Raw genomic sequence first — 19,263 nt, 5'->3', positions numbered from 1 at the left:
TAAACAATCTCCCGAGTCGGTCGTAACTACGGCCGACCGGGTTTTTCGCCGGTTCGACCGAGGGGCGGGCGTTGCGACTGCGAACCAAGCTGACACTGATGTTGCTGCTGTCGTCGGTGGTGCCATTGGCCATCGTCGTGTCCTTTTCCTACTTCAACTCCCAGCGGGCCCTCGAGCGGGCCGTCGAGTCCGAGGCGGACGAGATCGCCGCCCGCATGGAGCGGCGGGTGGACGAGGTCTCGGACCAGCTCGACCGCCAGCTCCCGGCCCTGGCCGAGATTCCACCGGAAATCTGGCTGCAGTCGGAGGAGGGCGATGGCCTCGAGCTGCGTCGTCGCCTCGGCGAGCTGCTCGGCGAGCGGATGGCCTTGGTCGACTCCCTCGAGCTGGTGATGGACCGGCCTTCGTTGCCGAGCCGCATGCGGGTGGAGCTCGAAGATCTCGCCAAGCTCGAAGGCCTCGAAGATCTCGAAAGCCTGGACGAGGTGGAGGAGGAGGTCGAGCGGGTCGTGCAGGCGGCCCAGGCGCTGTTGGCGGAACGAGGCCGCGCGGTGGCCGAGCAACTGCGCTCCGGAACACCACCGCCGCCGGCCCTGCGGCACGAGGACCTGCGCCTCGAAGGTCTCGCCTTGCCCGATGGCGAGGCGCCGCTGCCGGGGCGGATGGTCGGCACTCCGCTGCGCCGGGGCGACGAAGTGGTCGGCCACGTCCGGGCCAGTCTCCGCCTTTCCGAGATCTTTCCGGCGGTGGTCTCCGAGACGCGCCGCGAAGCCGGCGAGATCGCATTCGCGGTGCAGGCCGATGGCACCGTCTTGACGCTCGACGGCAGCGATCGGGAGCGGGTTCAGGAGCTCATCGACGATGGCCACCCGGGCTGGGTGGTGGCGTCGCGCCAGGACCGCCGGTCGGGGGTGCGCTACGGCATCGCGCGGCCGATCCAGCGCTCCCTCGACGAGCTCCGCCTGACGGCGGCGCGCAATTTCGGCTACGGCCTGGTGGTCATCGGCCTGTGCATCGGCAGTATCCTGCCGATCGCGAGCCGCATGAGCCGCTCCATCGAGCAACTCGGTGACGGCGCCCAGCGGCTGGCGCGAGGTGACCTGACGGTGCGCGTTCCGGTGCGCTCGAAGGACGAGATCGGCAGCCTGGCGCAGACCTTCAATCGCATGGCTTCGGACCTCGGCGATCACCAGCAGCGCCTGTTGTCCCAGGAGCGTGAACGCAAGGAGGCGGAGCTCGAGTCTCGCCTGCTGGCGGCCGAGCACGATCGCAAGAGCGAGGAGCTCGAAGAGGCGCGTCGCTTCCAGCTTTCGTTGCTGCCGGCCCGCATGCCGGCGCTGCGCCATTTCGAGATCGCCGTCGCCATGACCACGGCGACCGAGGTCGGCGGCGACTACTACGATTTTCGGGCTTTGCCCGATGGCCGCTTGCTGCTCGCCATCGGCGATGCCACCGGCCATGGCGCCGCCGCCGGCACCATGGTGACGGTGGTCAAGAGTCTGTTCGTGGCGGCTCGGCCCGAAATCACGCCGGCGGTCTTCCTGCAGGAATCGACGGAGACCATCAAGGCGATGGGCCTGGGGCGGCGCGCCATGTCCTTGTGCGTCGCCTCTGTCGCCGGTCGGGACCTGGTGCTGTCGGCGGCCGGCATGCCGCCGGCCTTCCTACATCGGGCGGCGCGCCGGGAGACCGAAGAGCTCGTGCTGCCGGGCACGCCCCTGGGAGCGATGAAAGGCTTTCCGTACCGCGAGGCGAGGCTGCGCCTCGAGACCGGTGACACGCTGCTGCTGATCACCGATGGCCTGCCGGAGCAACTCGACGCCGACGGCGAGCCGCTGGGCTACGAGCGCACGCGGGAGCTGTTCGACGGCCTGGCGGAGGAAGAGCCGCAGACGATCGTCGATGCCCTGTCGCGGGCGGCCGGGCTGCAGGAGGCGCCGGGCGACGACGCCACCTTCCTGGTGCTGCGCTGCATCGCGCCGACCAGCGGCCCGAGCGGTATCGTGCCTTCCTGAAGCGCGCCGGCCCCTACGGCACCGGGCACTCGCCGCGCAGAATCTGGGCCAGAAAAGACGCCACGATGACCGCCGTCACGGCACCGTAGAGCAGCCGTCGGCGCCAGATGAGGGCGGTGGGTTGGGTTTTCATGATTCCTTGGCCTCTGTCGTCTACTGGACCGTTGCCGACCAGGCGGAAGTGTTTCCCGATTCGAAGCCGTCGACCAGCAGGGTCGACCCCGGGTTGAGCTCCGGCCGGCGATCGAGCTGGCGGAGATAGGCGAGCAATGCGTCGACCTCACCCTGGGGCAGACCCGAGACCCGGCGGTGAGGCTGGGCGCGGGCGAGATCATCGACCGTCGAGACCAGCAGCGCGTCGAGGCTGAGGCTCTGGAACGACGGCAGCTTTACGATTTCTACGGTGTTCGTCGTCCCGGCGTTGAAGCTCAGGCCCGCCAGGCGCTGGCGTCGCCAGTTGGTGTGACGCCAACCGGGATCGTTGCCGGTCGCGGGCAGCGTGAGGGTGCGGATCGTCCCGTTGACGGCGACTTCGACTTCGAGCTCGCCGCTCGAGCTGTAGCGCAGCTCGAGGGCACCGGCGCCACCGCTGCCGCCGTCGATGCCGGCGAGGGTGAGGCGAGAGCCGTTGCCATCGAGCTCGACGTAGGAGCGCCCCTGAACGGTGTCGTCGTTGTTGAGGTCGACATACTGATCGACGATACGGGCGCCGTTGGTCGGGGTGCCGGACTCGGCCTGCAGGTTGACGCCGCCGGCGATCTCGAAGACCTCTTCGAGGCTCGCCGCGGAGCCATCGTGAAAGTAGGGGGCGGTCTCCCACACTCCGAGAAGGGTCGGTGTATCGATGCCGGTCAGCGGGTTGCCGAGGCGGTCGCCGGAGGTCGTGCGCAGGGTTCCGACATCGTGCAGGGTGGCGCTGCTGCGGGTGCTGTCGGTGAAGGCGGTCCCGAGATGGCAGGCATCGCAGCCCTGCTGTCGAAAAACGTTGCGTCCGGCGATGGCTGCGGCGGTCAAGTTGCCGTCCTCGGCGCGGTAGGGGCTGCGGGGCAGGCTCGAGCGGCCGAGCGAGGCGACATAGGCGGCGAGCTGGTCGAGGGCCGCGCTGAGGCCTGCCTTGGCGGCGCCGAGAGGGTCCGAGGTGGCGTCGAAGTCGCTGTCCGCCATGAAGCCGCTGCCGCCGAAGGCGCCCCGGACATCGTTCTCGAAGTCCTGGATCTCGTCGAAGTTGGCGCTCCAGTGGACGTTGCCGTGGGCCATGCCGCCGCGGCCCAGCAGGCTGGTGGTGTTGCGGAATCCCTCGCCGCGGCCGGTGAAGTCCCACACCCGGCCGTCATGGCCACCGTCGAGGTGGCAGGTGGCGCAGCTCAGGTAGCCCTCGGCGCTCATCCGCCGGTCGGAGGCGTTGTAGAAGATGCGCTTGCCGGCGAGGACGTCGCTCGAAAGGGTCTCGCTGGTGACGGTGGCGACTTCGCTGGTGGCCACCGTGCGCTCTCCGCGACGCAACAGTCCAGAGGTCTCGAGCACGGTCAGGCTGCGGCCGAGGAAGTTCTTGACGAAGGTGCGCTCCGTCGCCCCGTCGAGGCAGACCCCTTGGGGAGCGGAGCCCACCGCCAGGCGAGTGACGAAGCTCGCCAGGCTGCCGGAGCCCTCCGCCGCCAGGGCGTCGAGAATCAAGACTTCGTCGTTGCCCTGCAGGGTGAGGAAGAGGTAGTCCCCGAGGGGCGAGTAGGCGATCGCGCTGGCCGAGTCGCTGTTGTCGATGTCGAGGCTGTCGACCACCTCGCCGCTGCTGCGATCGACCCGGGTGAGGAGGTTGCGAACGGTGTTGTCCTGGTCGAGGTCGTTGGCGAAGACCAGGCCACGCTCGCTGTTGGGCTTGTTCGAGGTCACCCAGGCGGAAGCGGAGTCGGGGGCGAGAGCGATCGCCGTCAGGTAGTTGGGCACGCCGCGGCCGGAGGCGGTGCCGTCGCGGTGGAGATCACCGCCGAGCTTGGGTAGGCGCAGGGCGCGGCGAAGGGTGAAGGCCGCGGCGTCGATCTCCCAGACTTCGGCCCAGTCCTTGGCGGAGAGGAAGCGGGTCACCAGCAGGGTCTGACCATCGCCGCTGACGGTGAGGGCGCGGGGTGTCGGACCGACCTCGAGACGGCCCGTTTCAGTGCGGCCACTGGCGCTGTAACGGCGCACTTCACCGCGCCCCTCGAGGGCGACGTAGGCGGTGTCGCCGGCGGGCGAGAAGACGATACCCGTCGGCGCGCTGCCCCAGCCCAGGCCGAGGGTCTCGAGGAGTCCGCCGCCGGGGCCGAGGATGCGCACCGTATCGTCGTCGCGGCAGGCGATCCAGATCTCGCCGGCGCCGGAACGGGCGAGGCTGCGTGGGCCATCGCAGACGGCGGTCTCGACCTGGGCGGTGAGGGAGTCGGCATCGAGGGCGAAGACCGAGTCGTTGTCCGGGTTGACGGTCCAGACGCGGCGGCCGGCGACGTCGCACAGCAGCGCTCCGCTGGCCTGCGGAGCGGGACCGGTGGCGGGGGTGGTGACGGTGACGGTGAGGGCCCGAGAGGCCAGCGAGCCGGCGGCGTCGCGCACCTGGGCGGTGGCCTGATAGTGGCCGTTGGCGCCATAGGTGTGGCTCACCGCAGGGGTCGCCGACCAGGCGGTCTTGGGGCTGCCGTCGCCGAAGTCGAAGCGGTACTCGAGGCTGCCGCTCTCGGGATCACTGCCGCTGGCGGTCAAGGTCACGCTCTCGCCCGGTGCCAAGGGGTAAGCGGAGGCGGTCAGGCTGTCGAGGCTCGGCGGATCGTTGCCGCCGAGGGTGGAGCCGGTGGAAAAGCTGAAGGAGTAGCCGACCATGCCGTTGCCGGCGGCGTCCTCGATGCCGCCCGCCGGCAGGATCACCTCGTAGGTGGTGTCGGCCTGCAGGGGTTGGTCCGGCGTGAAGGTCAGGACGTCATCGAAGGCGAAGGTCAAGCGGCCGCCAACGGCGCCTCCGCCCACCGGTCGCAGGATGAAAGTGACGCCGTTCACCAGGGTCGAGGTCTCGAGGGTCTCGTGAATCAGCAGGCTGATCGGCGCTCCCACCGGGTAGCCGGTACGACCGGCCCGGGGGATGTGGTACCCGACGCTCGGTCCGCGCGTGTCCGGTGCCGCCTGGTGAGCCCAGATGGCCATTCCCTGGTGTGGTCCGACGCCGCCGGTGACCAGCAGATTGCCGATCGGGAGAGCGAATTGACTGGTGTCGATGCCGGTACCGCCGTCGTTGGTGCGCACGGTGTTGGCGCCATCGAGGTCGAGCACCGACTCGAAGGTGCGCATGTCGACCTTGTGGCTGCCCATGAAGGCGAACTCGTCCTGGAACTGGATGTACATGGAGGCGTCGCCCGGCAGCGAGCGATCGGTGACGAAGCGCAGATCGGTGGGATCGGTGAGGTCGACCACCCGCATGCCGTTGCCGCCGGTGCGGTAGGGGAAGACGGCGTAGAGCTTGCCGTCGCCACCCCACAGCTCGGGCCAATAGCCACCGGGACCGCCGGTGGTGAGGACGTCGAGGAGCACCGGATTGGATGGGTCGCTGATGTCGTAGGTGGCGACGCCGGTGCGGCTCTGGTCGGAGGCGAAGATCAGCAAATCGCCGAGAATGAAGGGGTGACCGACGACGCCGGTGAGCCCGAGGTGGTCCCAGCGCGCCAGCTCCGTGCCGCGTAGGGCGAGCACGGCATCGCCGCCGACTTCACCGTAGGACCAGTAGGTCGGCCCGGCGAACCAGGGCTGGAACAGGGAGCCGCGCACGCCGGCGCCATCGAGCTGCGGGAAGCTGGTGCGTTCGACCACTCCCGGAGTGGTGGCGCGGAAGGACCAGGGAGCTTCCGGCGGCCAGTTGGGACCGATCACCAGGTAGTCACCGCTCTTCAAGTAGCCGTGGGCGTTGATCGGCATCGGCGAGATCCCCAAGGTGCTCGTCACCTGGGGATCGCTGGGATCGGAGAGGTCCCAGGTGCGCACCTGAAAGTCCGAGTTCGGCTGGCTGGCGGGTAGCTCCGGAACGGTGAACAGCAGGCCGTTGTGGTACGCGATGATCGCCGTGCGGCCTTGCTCGGGAGCGTTGAGGCCGCTGAGCAGGGCTCCAGGGGTCTGGGGAACGTTGGGAAACCCGCTGGCACTGCCGCGCAGCAGCGGCGATTCAGCGGTCAGGTTCGGAGGAAAGAGGAAGAGGGCGAGGAGGCCGCACCATCGGCAAAGGGGTGACTTCATCAGCTCACTTTCTGAACTACCTTCAGAGAACAACAACCATCACATGCGCGAAATGCTATCAGACGGCTGAAGGCCGCCGGGTCCCCGGGAATGGGGAAGAAGGGAAGTGGCGGCCCCAGGGCAGGGGCCGCCGGAATCACTGCGGGGCCTCGTCGTCCTAGAGGGCCTCTCCCTCGTGTTCGTACGGCTCGTTGTCGTAGGGCTCGAACCTCGGACGGTCGCGGTCCGGAATCAGATGGCACGGCACGTAGGTGTCGATGCAGTGCTTGTGGCTCGGATGGCAGACCCACTCGTTGGGGTCGTTGATGGCGTCCCAATCGGTCGGCACCGGGTTGCAGTGGCAGGAGGTGTAGGGGCAGTTGGCGCGATCGGCGGTGGTGGCGGTGAAGGCCACCGGTGCCACGCCGGCCACGAAGTTCGACGGACCCGGAAGATACTGATCGGGAATGCCGTCGTTGGTGGTGTCGACCTTGACCTTGGCCGCCTGCAGATCACGCTCCTGGTGCGACCACACGGAGAAGGTGCCGGGGCCGAGGGAGATGTCGCGGCTCAGCTCGCGCGTCGTGCCCTCGCCGGCGACCGGCGTGAAGACCATCTTGATGCGCAGCTCGAGGGGGGCTTCGTAGCTACCACCGAAGTCCGAGTCCTTGAAGATCTTCATCTCGGTGATCGGCTGCTTGCCATCGAGGCTGACGGCGACATGGTAGGTGCCGCACTCATTCTCGAGCAGGTCACGGCTGGCCAACGACATGGCGAGGAGCTGAATGCGGGTCACGGCGACGCCGTTCTGGTCGAAGGGGGCGTCGTCGAGCCGCTCGACGATGGTGTCGACGGTGCCGAGCTGGCGGGCCGGCTCGGTGGCCAGGGGCGCACCCTCGAAGGCGATGTTGCCGGTGAACGGCAGCGAGCCTTCACAGAAGAAGTCGGCCGGGATTGGGTCGTGCTCGAAGGTCGAGTAGGTGAATCCACCAGCGGTCGTGCTCCAGACGTCGGCGCCACGGTAGATCATGTCGTCGGCCAGAACCGGGGCTCCCACCAGCAGGAGCACGGCGATGCCGAAGGCCCAACACTTCGTCGACTTGTACATGGTTTCTCCTTTCACGGACTAGAGAACACTCAAACTCGCCCTCTCGCGGCGGAAAGAGGTCCGAGTCCTGACCGAGACCACGGTGGTCTCGGAATTCCGGAGATATTGAATACTCGGAGTATAGCATATTTTCGAACTCATGACTTTCGGAAGGGTGAGAAACTCTCGTTCCGGGCGGTCCGTATCTGGTGCGAACGGAGGTGTGTCCTTGATGCTGAAGAATTTGCGGTGGTTGGCCGGGTTGGCGATTTTCCTGGCTCTCGGTTGTACATCCCTGGCTCCGGCGCCGGTTGCTCCCCCGACGGCGGAGAGTCCGCTGCCGGTGGATCCCGCGGTGCGGGTCGGCAAGCTCGACAACGGTTTGACCTACATCATTCGGGCCAATGGCAAGCCCGAGGGCCGGGCCGAGCTTCGTCTGGTTGTCGATGCGGGCTCGCTCCTCGAAGAAGACGATCAGCGGGGATTGGCGCATTTCTTGGAGCACATGGCCTTCAACGGCAGTCGCCACTTTCAAGAGCAGGAGCTGGTGGACTACCTGGAGTCGATCGGGATGCGCTTCGGGCCCGATATCAACGCCTCCACCTCCTTCGACGAGACCATCTACATGCTGACGGTGCCGACGGACGATCCCCTGATCCTCGATCGCGCCTTCTTGATCCTCGAAGACTGGGCCCACGGCATTGCTTTCGATCCCGCCGAGATCGACAAGGAGCGCGGCGTGGTGATCGAAGAGTGGCGCCTCGGCCGCGGTGCCGGTGCCCGGCTGCGGGACAAGCAGCTGCCGGTGCTGCTGCAGGGCTCGCGCCATATCGAGCGCCTGCCGATCGGTGAGGTCGCGGTGCTCGAATCGGCGCCGAAGGAAGCCTTCGAGCGCTTCTACCGCGACTGGTACCGGCCCGACCTGATGGCCGTGATCGCCGTCGGCGACTTCGATCCGGCGGCCATCGAGGCCACCATCGAGCAGCGCTTCGGTCGCCTCGCCGCGGTCGCGGATCCCAGGCCGCGACCCAGCTTCGAGGTGCCGGCCCACGAGGAGACCCTGTTCTCGATCGAGTCCGATCCCGAGATCTCCACCAACGCCGTGGCGGTGCACTTCAAGCTGCCGCCGGAGGGCGATGGCACCTATGGCGACTACCGCCGCGGCCTGGTGGAGCTGCTCTACCTGCGGATCTTCAATCAGCGCTTGGCGATCGCCGCCCGCGAGGCGGAGGCGCCCTTCTTGGTGGCCTCCGCGGGGCGCGGCGGCCTGGTGCGGGCCGGTGGTCTGTTCTCGCTGTCGGCGGGGGTCGAGGCCGGAGGAGCCGAGAAGGGTTTGGCGGCGCTCCTGACGGAGGCCGAGCGGGCGACCCGCTTCGGCATCACCGCCGGTGAGCTCGAGCGCGCCAAGGAGGAGGTCTTGCTGTTCTACGACCAGGCCTTGGTCGAGCGCACCAAGACGCCGTCGGCGCTGTTTGCCTCGGAGTACACCCGCCACTTCCTGCAGGGCGAGCCGATTCCGGGGATTGCGCGCGAGGTCGACCTGGTGCGCCGCTATCTGCCGGAGATCACCGCCGCCGAAGTCCAGGCGGTGGGTGATCGTTGGATTCGTCGCGGCAGCCGAGTGGTGGTGGTGACGGCGCCGGAGTCGGCGGCGGCGGAGCTGCCCGGCGAGGCCGAGCTCGCCGGCGTTTTGGCCGCCGTGGCCGAGGCCGAGATCGAGCCCTACGAGGATTCCGTGGTCGATCGGCCTCTGCTCGCCGAACGCCCGCAACCGGGAACCATCGTCGCCGAGTCGCGGGTCGCCGAGATCGACCTCACCGAGTGGCGCCTCAGCAACGGCGCCAAGGTGCTGCTGCGCCCGACGGATTTCCAGAACGATCAGATCTTGATGGTCGGCTTCAGCCCGGGCGGCCACTCCCTGGTCGCCGACGAAGACTTGCCCTCAGGCTTGCTCGCCACCACCCTGATGGACGAAGGCGGTCTCGGCGAGTTCGATCGGGTCCAGCTTTCGAAAGCTCTGGCCGGGGTGGCCGCCGGCGCCCAGGTGTTCATCACCGAGCTCGAGGAGGGCTTGACGGCGACCGCTTCCGGGGGCGCCCTCGAGGAGATGTTCGAGCTCGTCTACCTACGCTTCACGGCGCCGCGGGTGGATGCCGCGGCGGTGGCGACCCATCTGTCCCGCCGGCGGGCGCTGCTCGAGAATCGCGCCGCCAGCCCGGGCACGGTGTTCGGCGACCGCATGATCGCCGCCCTCACCCAGGACCACCCGCGCAGCCAGCCACCGTCCCAGGAAATGCTCGACCGCGTCGACCTCGGGCGTGCCGAAGCCATCTACCGCGATCGCTTCGGAGATGCCGGCGACTTCACCTTCATTCTGGTGGGCAACTTCGAGCCCGATGAGCTGCGCTCGCCGGTGGAGCGCTTCCTGGCGTCGCTGCCGGCGGCCGGCCGCGAGGAGAGCTGGCGCGACGTCGGCGTTCGGGCACCCGGCGGCGTGGTCGAGGTCGAAGTGCTGAAGGGGCTCGAGCCGAAGGCTACGGTACAGATGATATTCAACGGTCCGGCCCGCTGGAGTCGCGAGTCGGTCCATGAGATGGCGACCCTCGAAGAGGTCGTTCGCACCCGCCTGCGGGAGGTGCTGCGGGAGGATCTCGGCGCCACCTACGGCGTCCAGGTGTCGGGAGTGATCGAGGCCCGCCCGGTGGAGCGGGCGGTATTCCAGGTCGCCTTCGGCTGTGCGCCGGAGAAGGCCGACGAGCTGCGTCAGCGGGTGCTCGACGAAATCGCCCGACTACAGCGGGAAGCGGTGACGGCGGAAGAGCTCGACAACGTGATCGAAGCGCAGACTCGGGAGCGGGAGCTGCTCCTCAAGCAGAATGGCTTCTGGATCGGGGTTTTGAAGTCCTACGAGACCCTCGGCCTCGATCCGCGGCTGATCCTGGCCTTCGATCAGCTCACCGGCCGCATGACCCCCGAGATTCTGCTCGATGCGGCAAAGCGCTACATCGATGCGGAGCGCTACGTGGTGGGAGTGTTGCGACCGGAGGCCGTCGCCGAAGCAGCGGCCGAGCCGGTCGCCGAATAGCGGCCGTCAGGTGGCGACCTTGACCATCAGCTTGCCCTGGTTGCTGCCGTCGAACAGCTTGAGCAGGGCCTGAGGGGCGCTCTCGAGGCCTTCGACGATGTCCTCGCGGGCCTCGATCTTGCCCTGCTGGATCCAGCCGCCGAGCTCCGCCACCGCTTCGCCGTAGCGCTCCTGATAGTCGAAGACGATGAAGCCTTCCATGCGCGCCCGCTGGATCAACAGCGCGACGTAGTTGGCCGGGCCCGGCTGCGGCTCGGTGGCGTTGTACTGCGAGATGGCGCCGCAGATGACCACCCGGGCGGCGCGATTGATCGAGCGCAGGGCGGTGTCGAGGATGACGCCGCCGACGTTGTCGAAGAAGACATCGACTCCTTGCGGGCAGGTTCGCCGGATGTCCTCGTGGAGGTCTTCCGTGGTGCGGTAGTTGATGGCGTCGTCGAAGCCCAGGTCGTCGGTCAGCCAGCGGCACTTGTCGTCGCTGCCGGCGATGCCGACGACGCGGCAACCCTTGATCTTGGCGATCTGTCCGACCAGTGATCCGACGGCGCCGGCGCCGCCACTCACCAGCACCGTCTCGCCGGCTTGTGGCGCGCCGACGTCGAGCAGGCCGAAGTAGGCGGTCATGCCGATCATCCCGAGGGGGCCGAGGGCGAGGGTCGGCGGTACGCCGGCGGGGATCGCCGTCAGCTCTTTGGCGGAGATCGCGGCGTACTGCTGCCAGCCGAGGGCACCGGCCACCAGACTGCCGACGGGGAAGGCGTCGTCCGGAGACTCGACGACCTCACCAACGGCCAGGCCGCGCATCACGGTGCCAAGCTCGACCGGTGGAATGTACGACTTGCGGTCGTCCATCCAGCCTCGCATCGCCGGGTCGAGGGAGAGGTAGAGGGAGCGCACCAGCACCTCGCCGGCGGCGGGGCTGGAGACACTTCCCTGGACCACTTCGAAATCGCTGGCCTTGGGAAGGCCGACGGGGCGGGCGACGAGAAGAACTTGCAGGTTGCTGTCAGCCATGAGAAATGCTCCTTGGGTCGGCGCCTATTTGAGGCCGATGGCGACGGCCACGGCGAGGGCGATGGAGCCCGCGATCCAGACCTTGATCATGAAGGGAAAGATGAGTCGTACCCAGCGGTCGTAGGGAATCCCGGCGAGGGTCAGGATACCGATCAGAACGGCGTTGGTCGGCACCAGAATATTGGTGAAGCCGTCACCGAACTGGTAGGCGAGGACGGCGATCTGCCGTGAGATGCCGACCAGGTCCGCGAGCGGCGCCATGATCGGCATGGTGACGAAGGCCTGGCCGCTGCCGGAGGGGATGAACAGGTTGCACAGGGACTGCACCAGAAACATGCCGATGGCGGCGCCGGTGGCGCCCATCTGTTGCAGCGGTGCGGCGATGCCGTGGATCACCGTGTCGATGACCTTGCCGTCGTTGAGGACCGTCTCGATGGCCCGCGCGACGCCGATGATCAGGGCCGTCGAGGTGAGCTCGGCGGCGCCGTCGCAGAAGGCCTTGGCGGTCTTGCTGGGAGCGATGCCGCCGAGCAGGGCGACGAGCACCGACAGGGCGAGGAAGAGGCTACCCATCTCGACCAAATACCAGCCCTTCGCCTTGATGCCCCAGATCAACAACACGAGGGCGGCGATGAGGGCGATCAGCACCAGGACGTGGCGCAGCGTGAGGGGTGCCTTCTCGGGCGCTTTCATGTTCGCAGGCACCGGGATTCCGGCCACCAGGCTCTGGTCTGGATCGGCTTTGATGCGGCGCGCGTAGCGCCAGACGTGGTGTAGGCCGATGACGAAGAAGACCGCCAGCAGAATCCAGCGGAAACCCTGGGCCGACGCCGGCTCGACGCCGGCGATGCCCTGGGCGATGAGCACCGTGAAGGGATTGATGGCGGCGGCCCCGTAGCCGACGCCGTAGCCGATACAGACCACCGCGACGGCGGTCACGGTGTCGAACCCGAGGGCGACGAAGAGGGTGATCAGGACCGGGATGAAGGGGATGTATTCCTCCGCCATGCCGATGGTCGAGGAGCCCACCGCAAAGGCCGCCATGGCGCCGGCGACCAGCCAGAAGGGCCGGTGGCCGAGCAGGTCGATGAGTCGGCTGATGCCGGCATCGACGGCACCGGTGGCGCGAAAGACGGCGAAGAAACCGCCGACGATGAAGATGAAGAAGATGATCTCGGCGGTGCTGTGGATGGCGAAAGAGCGCGGAATCGCCGAGAAGACGGTGATCGGCGACAGATTCGGCGGCTCTTCGAGCACCTGGTAGGTGCCGGGCTCCACCTGCTGTCGGCCCTGCTCGTTGGTCACCCGCTGGAACTCTCCGGCCGGCAGAACCAGGGTCATCAGGTAGGCCAGCACCACCATCCCGAAGAGCAGAACCAGGGTGTGGGGAACGCGAAAACGCGACTCTTTCATCTCAATCCTCCCGCGAGCTTGGTGGGCGCAGGATAGCAGTCCTGGAACGGTCCCTTCTGCCGCTGATCAGGAGAAGGCCTCGATCGTCCTCAGCGCCTCGTCGGAGGAGTCGGTGAGGGTCAGGTGCTGGGCCCAGGGATGGCCGTCGGCGAGCCTTCGGAGCAGCGGAAAGACCGGCTTGACGTCGCTCCAGTAGGCCTCGCCGAGGAGGATCATGGGGCTCGGCGGGCCGAAGGTCTGGTAGTGGTTCTGGGTGACGTCCTGGAAGATCTCCTGGATGGTTCCGGGTCCACCGGGAGCGAAGATCAGGCCATGGTGGGCGATGGTCACCAGACCGTCCTCGCGCACGCTGTTGGCGAAGTACTTTGCGATCCACGAGGCGAAGACCGTCGACGGCTCGTGACCGTAGAGCCAGGTCGGCACCGCCAGGCTGCGACAGGTCTCGAGGTCGGTCGGGCTGAGGGGGAAGCGCTCGCGCACCTCCCAGGCGGTCGCCAGCCAAGCCTCCCGGGGCTTGTATCCGGGGGCCGGCGCCAGCAGGCCGAGGGCCTCGTCGAGGTCGTCCGCAGAGCGCTCGGCGAACCAGGCTCCGAGGTGGCAAGCCTCCATCGCTCCCGGACCGCCGCCGCTCACCATCAGATAGCCGCGCCGGGTCAGGCGCCGAGTCAGACGAGCCACCTGCCGGAAGCTGGGATCGGTGCGCTGTAGCGAGTGACCTCCCATCACGCCGACGACGCGGTGACCGGCGATGGCCTCTTCGAGGGCATCGCTCATGGCGTGATCGTGAAGACGGCGGGCGAGGGTCTCGGTCAGGCTCGGGGGATTGGCTCGACCGGTGTCTCGATAGTGCTGCCAGATGCGCCCATCGGGAGTTTGCTGGTAGCTCTCCTTGCGTTGCCGGTCGTAGCCGGCGAGCAGCTCCTCGGGCGAGTAGAGGGTGCCGCGGTAAGGGCGATAGGGGAGATCCGGGAGGGTCGGCAAGAGGATCGCGCCGGAAGCCGGCGATGGCGCCTGGTCGAAGCGACAACCGAGGAAAACGGTGCCGCGGAGGTCGCGGTCCCGGAAGAGATGCTCCCGGCCTCTCAGGTCGAGGCCTTGAAAGACGTGGTCGGCGAGATCTTCGCCTCGCGCGATCAGGTGGTCGAGCTCGTGGAGGGTCTCCACTTCTCGGTGCTTCATGTTGCCCTCCCATCGGAGTCGGGTTTGCCAGCGACGTTGGGCGCGATTCTGCGCTGGTGCCGTCGATTTGCCAAGGGGAGGGAGAGGTCTTTTCAGCGCTTACTGAATGCTAGATTGAGCTTTATTTCTTGCGCCAGATTGTATGCATCTGTACACTAAAAGAAATCATGGAGTTTCGATGTGTTCAAGCCGCCACGAGGCACGGTTCGGGGGGACCGGTGGCAAGCTTTGGTCTCGTGGTGGATTTCCAGGCCCGTTGTGGGCCGACTCGCGATGGAACCACCCAGGAGGAATTTGTTCATGCGACTCAAGTGCATTTCTTTAGTGGCCGTTTCGCTGTTGCTCGCCGGCGCGGCGTTGGCCGACAAGAGTGATTTCAAGATCGGGGAAGATGGCAGCGTCGAGGTGAAAGGCCAGTACTACGGGGATATGCTGGAGTTCCAGCTCTCCGAGCAGTTCAAGCGTGGCGGCCACCGTTGCGCCAGCCAGGACTTGACCGCCCTCGAGGAGCGGATTTTGTTGGCTCAGCCGTCGGATTGCTCCTTCAGCTCGACCACCATCCAGTCCGAGTACGACCCGTCCAACGGGGACACCTACACCATTCCGGTGGTGTTCCACATTATTTCCCGCACCAACGGCACGGGCAACATCGCGAACACCTTGATCACCAGCCAGGTCGACATCCTGAATGAGGATTTTCGCGCCCTCGCCGGCACCCCCGGTGGCCCAGGGACGGACACCAAGATCCAGTTCGTGCTCGCCAGCACGGATCCCAACGGCAATGCCACGTCGGGCATCAATCGGGTGACCAGCAACGCCTACTTCACGGACCCTGGTCCGGGCGCCTTCAACGACATGAAGCAGGCGCTGCGCTGGGATACCACCCGCTACCTCAACATCTACACCAACGATGCCGCCGGCAACCTCGGCTATGCCACCTTCCCGCAGCAGGACGCGGGCAGCGTCAATGACGGCGTGGTGTTGCTGTACTCGTCCGTCGGACGCAACTCCCCGGGCGGTGGTATCTACAACCAGGGTCGTACGGCGACCCACGAGGTCGGTCACTACCTCGGTCTGTTCCACACCTTCCAGAGTGGCTGTGGCTCGGCCAGCTCGCCGTTCACCACCGGTGACTTGCTCGCCGACACGGAGCGTCAGAGCGCGCCGAACTACAACTGCCCGAACGCCAGTAGCTGCAGCAGTCGTGATCCGATCGAGAACTACATGAACTACACGCAGGACACCTGCATGGATCGCTTCACCGGTCAGCAGACCAACCGCATGCGTTGCTCGCTGATCAACTACCGCAGCACCCTGGTGGGCGGTACCGGCGGTCCCGGTGGTGGCGCGCCGTGCACCAACTGCGAGCAGTACAGCGGCAACCTGACCGGCACCGGCGACGCCGATGCCCAGCCCAACGGCACCTGGTACTTCTCGGCCGCCGGCACCCATCAGGGTTGGCTCGAGGGTCCGGGCTCGGCCGACTTCGATCTCGAGCTCTACCGCTGGACCGGCCGCTGGACGCGGGTCGCCCAGTCGGTCAGCAGCACGTCGTCGGAGCAGATCACCTACAACGGCGCGCGCGGTTACTACTACTGGCGCGTGGTTTCCTACAGCGGCAGCGGCTCCTACGACTTCTACCTCGATCGTCCGTAGAAGCTCCGCTAGCTCGTTGTTGGACGAAAGCCCGCTTCGCTTCGGCGGAGCGGGCTCTTTGTTTGGGTCGAGAGGTTTGGGAGTAATTGCATCGGATGGTGCAATTTTGTATATTTGCACTCTGGTGTGCAATTTCTTATGATGGCACCCATGGGTGCAAGAAACGCCGTCCGTGGTGTCCTCATCGCCGACGTCGTCGCCTCGCGTCGGGCGAGCGACTTCGCCGCCGTGCGCGAGCGCGTGCTGGCCGCTGCCTCGACCGACCACCGCCGAGAGGGCTGGATCGAAGCGCCCTATGCGGTCACCGCCTGGGACGAGTTCCAAGGTCTTGCGAGCGGTCCCCAGCATCTGCCTCGAATGGTGTTCGATCTGCGGCTGCGTTTTCAGCCCCTCGAGCTGCGCATCGGGCTCGGCGTCGGCGAGGTGCAGCGCAGCTCTGCCGAATCGCTCAACCTGTCGGCGACGGGGCCGGCCTTCGAGCGGGCCCGCAACGCCCTCGAGGCCCTGTCAGGACCCACTGGCAAGATCCCCACTCGCACCCGCTTCGGTAGCCCCGATGGAGCGCTCGATCGGATGGTCAACCTGATCTACGGTTTGCACGACTCCCTGGCCGCCAAGACCAGTCGCCGCCAATGGGAGACGATCCTCGCCTGGAGCGCCGCAGCCGATGGCGAGGAGGCGGCCCGGCGGCTCGGTTTGGCGGGCCCTTCGACTGTCAGCCGCAATCTGCGTCGCGGCGCCTACTGGCAGATGATCGAGGTGCGGGACTCGCTGGTCGAGCTGCTCGCCGACTGGCATCGGCGCTGGCGCTCGCAGGCGTCGACCTGAGAAACTCGCGGCCATGATGCCCGTCACCGTGGTCGACTTCCTGGCGCTACTCCTGGTCCACGGGATGGTGGCCTTTCTGCGCCCCTCGGCCACGCCTTCGAACGGTCTGCGCGGCGTCGCCGGTGCGGCGCTCCTGCGTTTTCTGCTCAGCGTCCTCGTCCTGACGCTGTTCACCGCCAACGATCCCCGACTGCTGCGTTTTCAGCTCGTGCTGCTCACCGCCGTCGGCGCACACGCGGTGGTCGATCTGGTGTCGCGCCGTCGGCTGGCGAAGACCGGTCCACGGGCCTTCCTGCTCGTCCAGTCGGTCCATGGTGTCCTGGTGCTGGTGAGCGCCCTGATGCTCGACAGTGCCCCGGGCGACCGCCTGGCGGAGCTTCTCGCCCTCAGTCGTGATCAGGGTCCGGCTCTTCTGCTGGCGGCCGCCATCTATGCCTTGGTGATCTTCGGTGGGGGACACTTGATCGCCCTCGTCTTGGCCCCTTTCGCCGCCCAGCTCGACCTGCCCACGGCCGAAGGCCGGGGCCTGATCCTGGCGGGACGCTACATCGGCTGGCTCGAGCGCTTCTTGCTGTTGACGGCGGTGGTCGCCGATTGGCCGGCCACCTTCGGCTTGGTGCTGGCCGCCAAGTCGGTCTTTCGCTTCCCGGAGCTCAAGGAGCACGGCCGCGATCGTGGCTTCGCCGAGTACTTCCTGATCGGAACCCTGCTGAGCGTCGCCCTGGCGGCCGCCGGAGGCCTTGCCCTGGCTCGTCTGCCGATCTGGCTCGCGGTGGGGCCCTGAGGCTTTTCGCCAGCGCTTCCGATAGGCTCGCCGGTGTTGAAGATTCTGCCCTTCGCCGCTCTGCTGGCGATCATCACCTGGTCCTGCGCTGAGCCCACCACGCCGGTGGCGCCGCCGGAGACCGCCCGCCTGGACGTCGCCGCCGAGCTGACGGCGGACCTCGAGGCCCCGCGTCATTCTTCCGATGGCGGTGGTCGGGCCTGGCTGGAGGAGGCGACGGCGGTGCGAGCCGGGGACTCGGGACGCTGGCAGCTGCACTACGAAGCGGGACCCGAGGGGGTCGCCGTCGGCGGCATGGTCTTCCTCCAGGTATCGCCCTTTTGGGGTTGGGGGACGCCCCAGGTCGAGGTGCCGGAGGCGCCCGGCTACAGCCGCGTCACCACCTCTGCCGAAGGCGTCGAGCTGAGCCCTCGGACCCTCGGCCCCCAGCTCCTCGCGGTGACCGTCGGCGGGCGTCCCTTGGGGGCCGGCGAGCGCCTGCGCTTCGACCTCGGCGCCGGCCCCGCCGGGCTGCGGGCGGACACCTACGCGGAGCGCGAGTCGCGCTTCTGGATCGCCGTCGACGGCGACGGCGACGGCGTCCGTCAGTGGATCCGAGATGCTCCTGGAGTCGACGTGCTGGCGGGGCCGCCGGTGAGGCTGGCGGTGGTCTTGCCATCGACGGCTCCTCCCGGCGCCGAGGTCAGCCTTTCGCTGGCCTGGCTCGACGCCGTCGGCAACGCCACCGAAGCCGCCGGCGTCACCGTGACGCTGACCAGCGAAGCCCCGGGCCTGGAGCTCCCGGGAGAGCCCCTGGAGCTCGCCGGGGGCAGCCGTCGGGTGACCCTGGCGGCTCGCCAGCCGGGGGTCCATCGGCTGCGGGCGGTGGCCTCGAACGGTGTCGAGGCGTGGAGCAACCCGCTGTGGGTGGCGGAGCGGGCGCCGGCCCTTCTGTGGGGCGACCTGCACGGCCATTCGGCCTTTTCCGATGGCACTGGCACCCCCGAGGACTATTTCCGTTATGCCCGCGACGTCGCCGCCCTCGACGTCGTGTCCCTCACCGACCACGATCACTGGGGTCTGCCTTTTCTCGATCAGCGCCCGGACCTCTGGCAGGAGATCGAGCGCCAGGTCGCCGCCTTCCACGATCCCGGACGATTCGTCACGCTGTTGGGCTACGAGTGGACGAGCTGGATCTACGGCCATCGCCACGTCCTCTACTTCGGTGACGAGGGTTCGATCCTGAGCGCCGTCGACGAGGCCTACGACACCCCTCAGGAGCTGTGGCAGGGACTGCGCGGTCAGGACGCCCTGACGGTGGCGCACCACAGTGCCGGTGGCCCGGTCGCCACCGACTGGACGGTGCCGCCCGATGCGGAGCTCGAGCCGGTCACCGAGGTGGTCTCCGTCCACGGCAGTAGCGAGGCCGCCGATACGCCGGCACCGATCTATGACCCGGTGGCCGGCAACTGGGTGCGCGACGCCCTCGACCGCGGCTACCGTCTCGGCCTGATCGGCAGCGGCGATGGTCACGATGGCCATCCCGGTCACTCCCACCTGGTCTCTCGCACCGGCGGCTTGGTGGCCCTGCTCACCGCCGACCGCACCCGTCAGGGCGTGCTCGAGGCGCTGCGTCAGCGCCGCGTCTATGCCACCAGCGGGCCGCGCATCGTGCTCGAGGTCCACCTCGGCGAGGTGCCGATGGGAGGTGAGGCCGAGGCCGGCGATGGCCGTCTCGAAATCTCCCTGGTGGCGGCGGCGGTGGTCGAGCGGGTCGACATCGTGCGCAGCGGAGAGGTGGTGACCTCCCTGCCCGGGCAGGGCCGGCGGCAGGCCAGCGCCGCGCTGCCGCTGCCGGGACTGCGTTCCGGCGAGTACGTCTATGTGAGAGTGGTGCAGGTCGATGGTGGCCTGGCCTTCTCGAGCCCGATCTTCATCTCCTGAGGTGGCGACCCTCGCACCGAGATCCCCTCGAACTTCGACGAACCTTTGGAAG

General features: G+C 67.6%; 11 protein-coding genes. 6 read left to right on the top strand and 5 right to left on the bottom strand.

Annotated features, from left to right (window positions below):
* Positions 1–71: 71 nt before the first annotated feature.
* Positions 72–2,015, top strand: coding sequence for a SpoIIE family protein phosphatase (locus tag AAF604_13110; GenBank protein MEM7050598.1), 1,944 nt, complete (start codon positions 72–74; stop codon positions 2,013–2,015).
* Positions 2,016–2,168: 153 nt separating this feature from the next.
* Here AAF604_13110 and AAF604_13105 read toward each other — a convergent pair whose 3' ends face one another.
* Positions 2,169–6,263, bottom strand: coding sequence for an Ig-like domain-containing protein (locus AAF604_13105; protein ID MEM7050597.1), 4,095 nt, complete (start codon positions 6,261–6,263; stop codon positions 2,169–2,171).
* Positions 6,264–6,420: 157 nt separating this feature from the next.
* Complete coding sequence (locus AAF604_13100; GenBank protein MEM7050596.1) at positions 6,421–7,350, bottom strand: hypothetical protein; 930 nt, start codon at positions 7,348–7,350, stop codon at positions 6,421–6,423.
* A 211-nt stretch (positions 7,351–7,561) separates the two neighbouring features.
* On the opposite strand from AAF604_13100, the gene AAF604_13095 reads away from it, so the two are divergent.
* Positions 7,562–10,414, top strand: coding sequence for an insulinase family protein (locus AAF604_13095; GenBank protein MEM7050595.1), 2,853 nt, complete (start codon positions 7,562–7,564; stop codon positions 10,412–10,414).
* A 6-nt stretch (positions 10,415–10,420) separates the two neighbouring features.
* Here the strand turns inward: AAF604_13095 and AAF604_13090 are convergent, their stop codons facing one another.
* The 3 genes from AAF604_13090 to AAF604_13080 all read right to left on the bottom strand — a co-directional run bounded on the left by AAF604_13090 (position 10,421) and on the right by AAF604_13080 (position 14,020).
* Positions 10,421–11,428, bottom strand: a complete 1,008-nt coding sequence (locus tag AAF604_13090) for an NADP-dependent oxidoreductase (protein MEM7050594.1) — start codon at positions 11,426–11,428, stop codon at positions 10,421–10,423.
* Between the two features lie 24 nt (positions 11,429–11,452).
* On the bottom strand, positions 11,453–12,841 hold the full coding sequence (locus tag AAF604_13085; protein ID MEM7050593.1) for an AbgT family transporter: 1,389 nt from the start codon (positions 12,839–12,841) through the stop codon (positions 11,453–11,455).
* Positions 12,842–12,907: 66 nt separating this feature from the next.
* A complete protein-coding gene (locus tag AAF604_13080) occupies positions 12,908–14,020 on the bottom strand; it encodes a hypothetical protein (protein MEM7050592.1) in 1,113 nt (370 codons plus the stop codon).
* Between the two features lie 300 nt (positions 14,021–14,320).
* Here AAF604_13080 and AAF604_13075 point away from each other — a divergent pair, with 300 nt between their 5' ends.
* The 4 genes from AAF604_13075 (at position 14,321) to AAF604_13060 (ending at position 19,211) form a co-directional block, all read left to right on the top strand.
* Positions 14,321–15,676, top strand: a complete 1,356-nt coding sequence (locus tag AAF604_13075; protein ID MEM7050591.1) for a zinc metalloprotease — start codon at positions 14,321–14,323, stop codon at positions 15,674–15,676.
* 150 nt (positions 15,677–15,826) lie between these two features.
* The gene (locus AAF604_13070; GenBank protein ID MEM7050590.1) at positions 15,827–16,504 is read left to right on the top strand and encodes a SatD family protein; all 678 of its coding nucleotides are present in this window, start codon (positions 15,827–15,829) and stop codon (positions 16,502–16,504) included.
* A gap of 13 nt (positions 16,505–16,517) precedes the next feature.
* On the top strand, positions 16,518–17,288 hold the full coding sequence (locus AAF604_13065; protein ID MEM7050589.1) for a hypothetical protein: 771 nt from the start codon (positions 16,518–16,520) through the stop codon (positions 17,286–17,288).
* Positions 17,289–17,321: 33 nt separating this feature from the next.
* Complete coding sequence (locus AAF604_13060) at positions 17,322–19,211, top strand: CehA/McbA family metallohydrolase (protein ID MEM7050588.1); 1,890 nt, start codon at positions 17,322–17,324, stop codon at positions 19,209–19,211.
* Positions 19,212–19,263 lie beyond the last annotated feature (52 nt).

It is taken from the genome of Acidobacteriota bacterium (assembly GCA_039028635.1).
Taxonomy (GTDB): Bacteria; Acidobacteriota; Thermoanaerobaculia; order Multivoradales; family JBCCEF01; genus JBCCEF01.
Note: the sequence above shows the minus strand (reverse complement) of the source record. Positions and strands in the feature narration are given on the sequence as shown.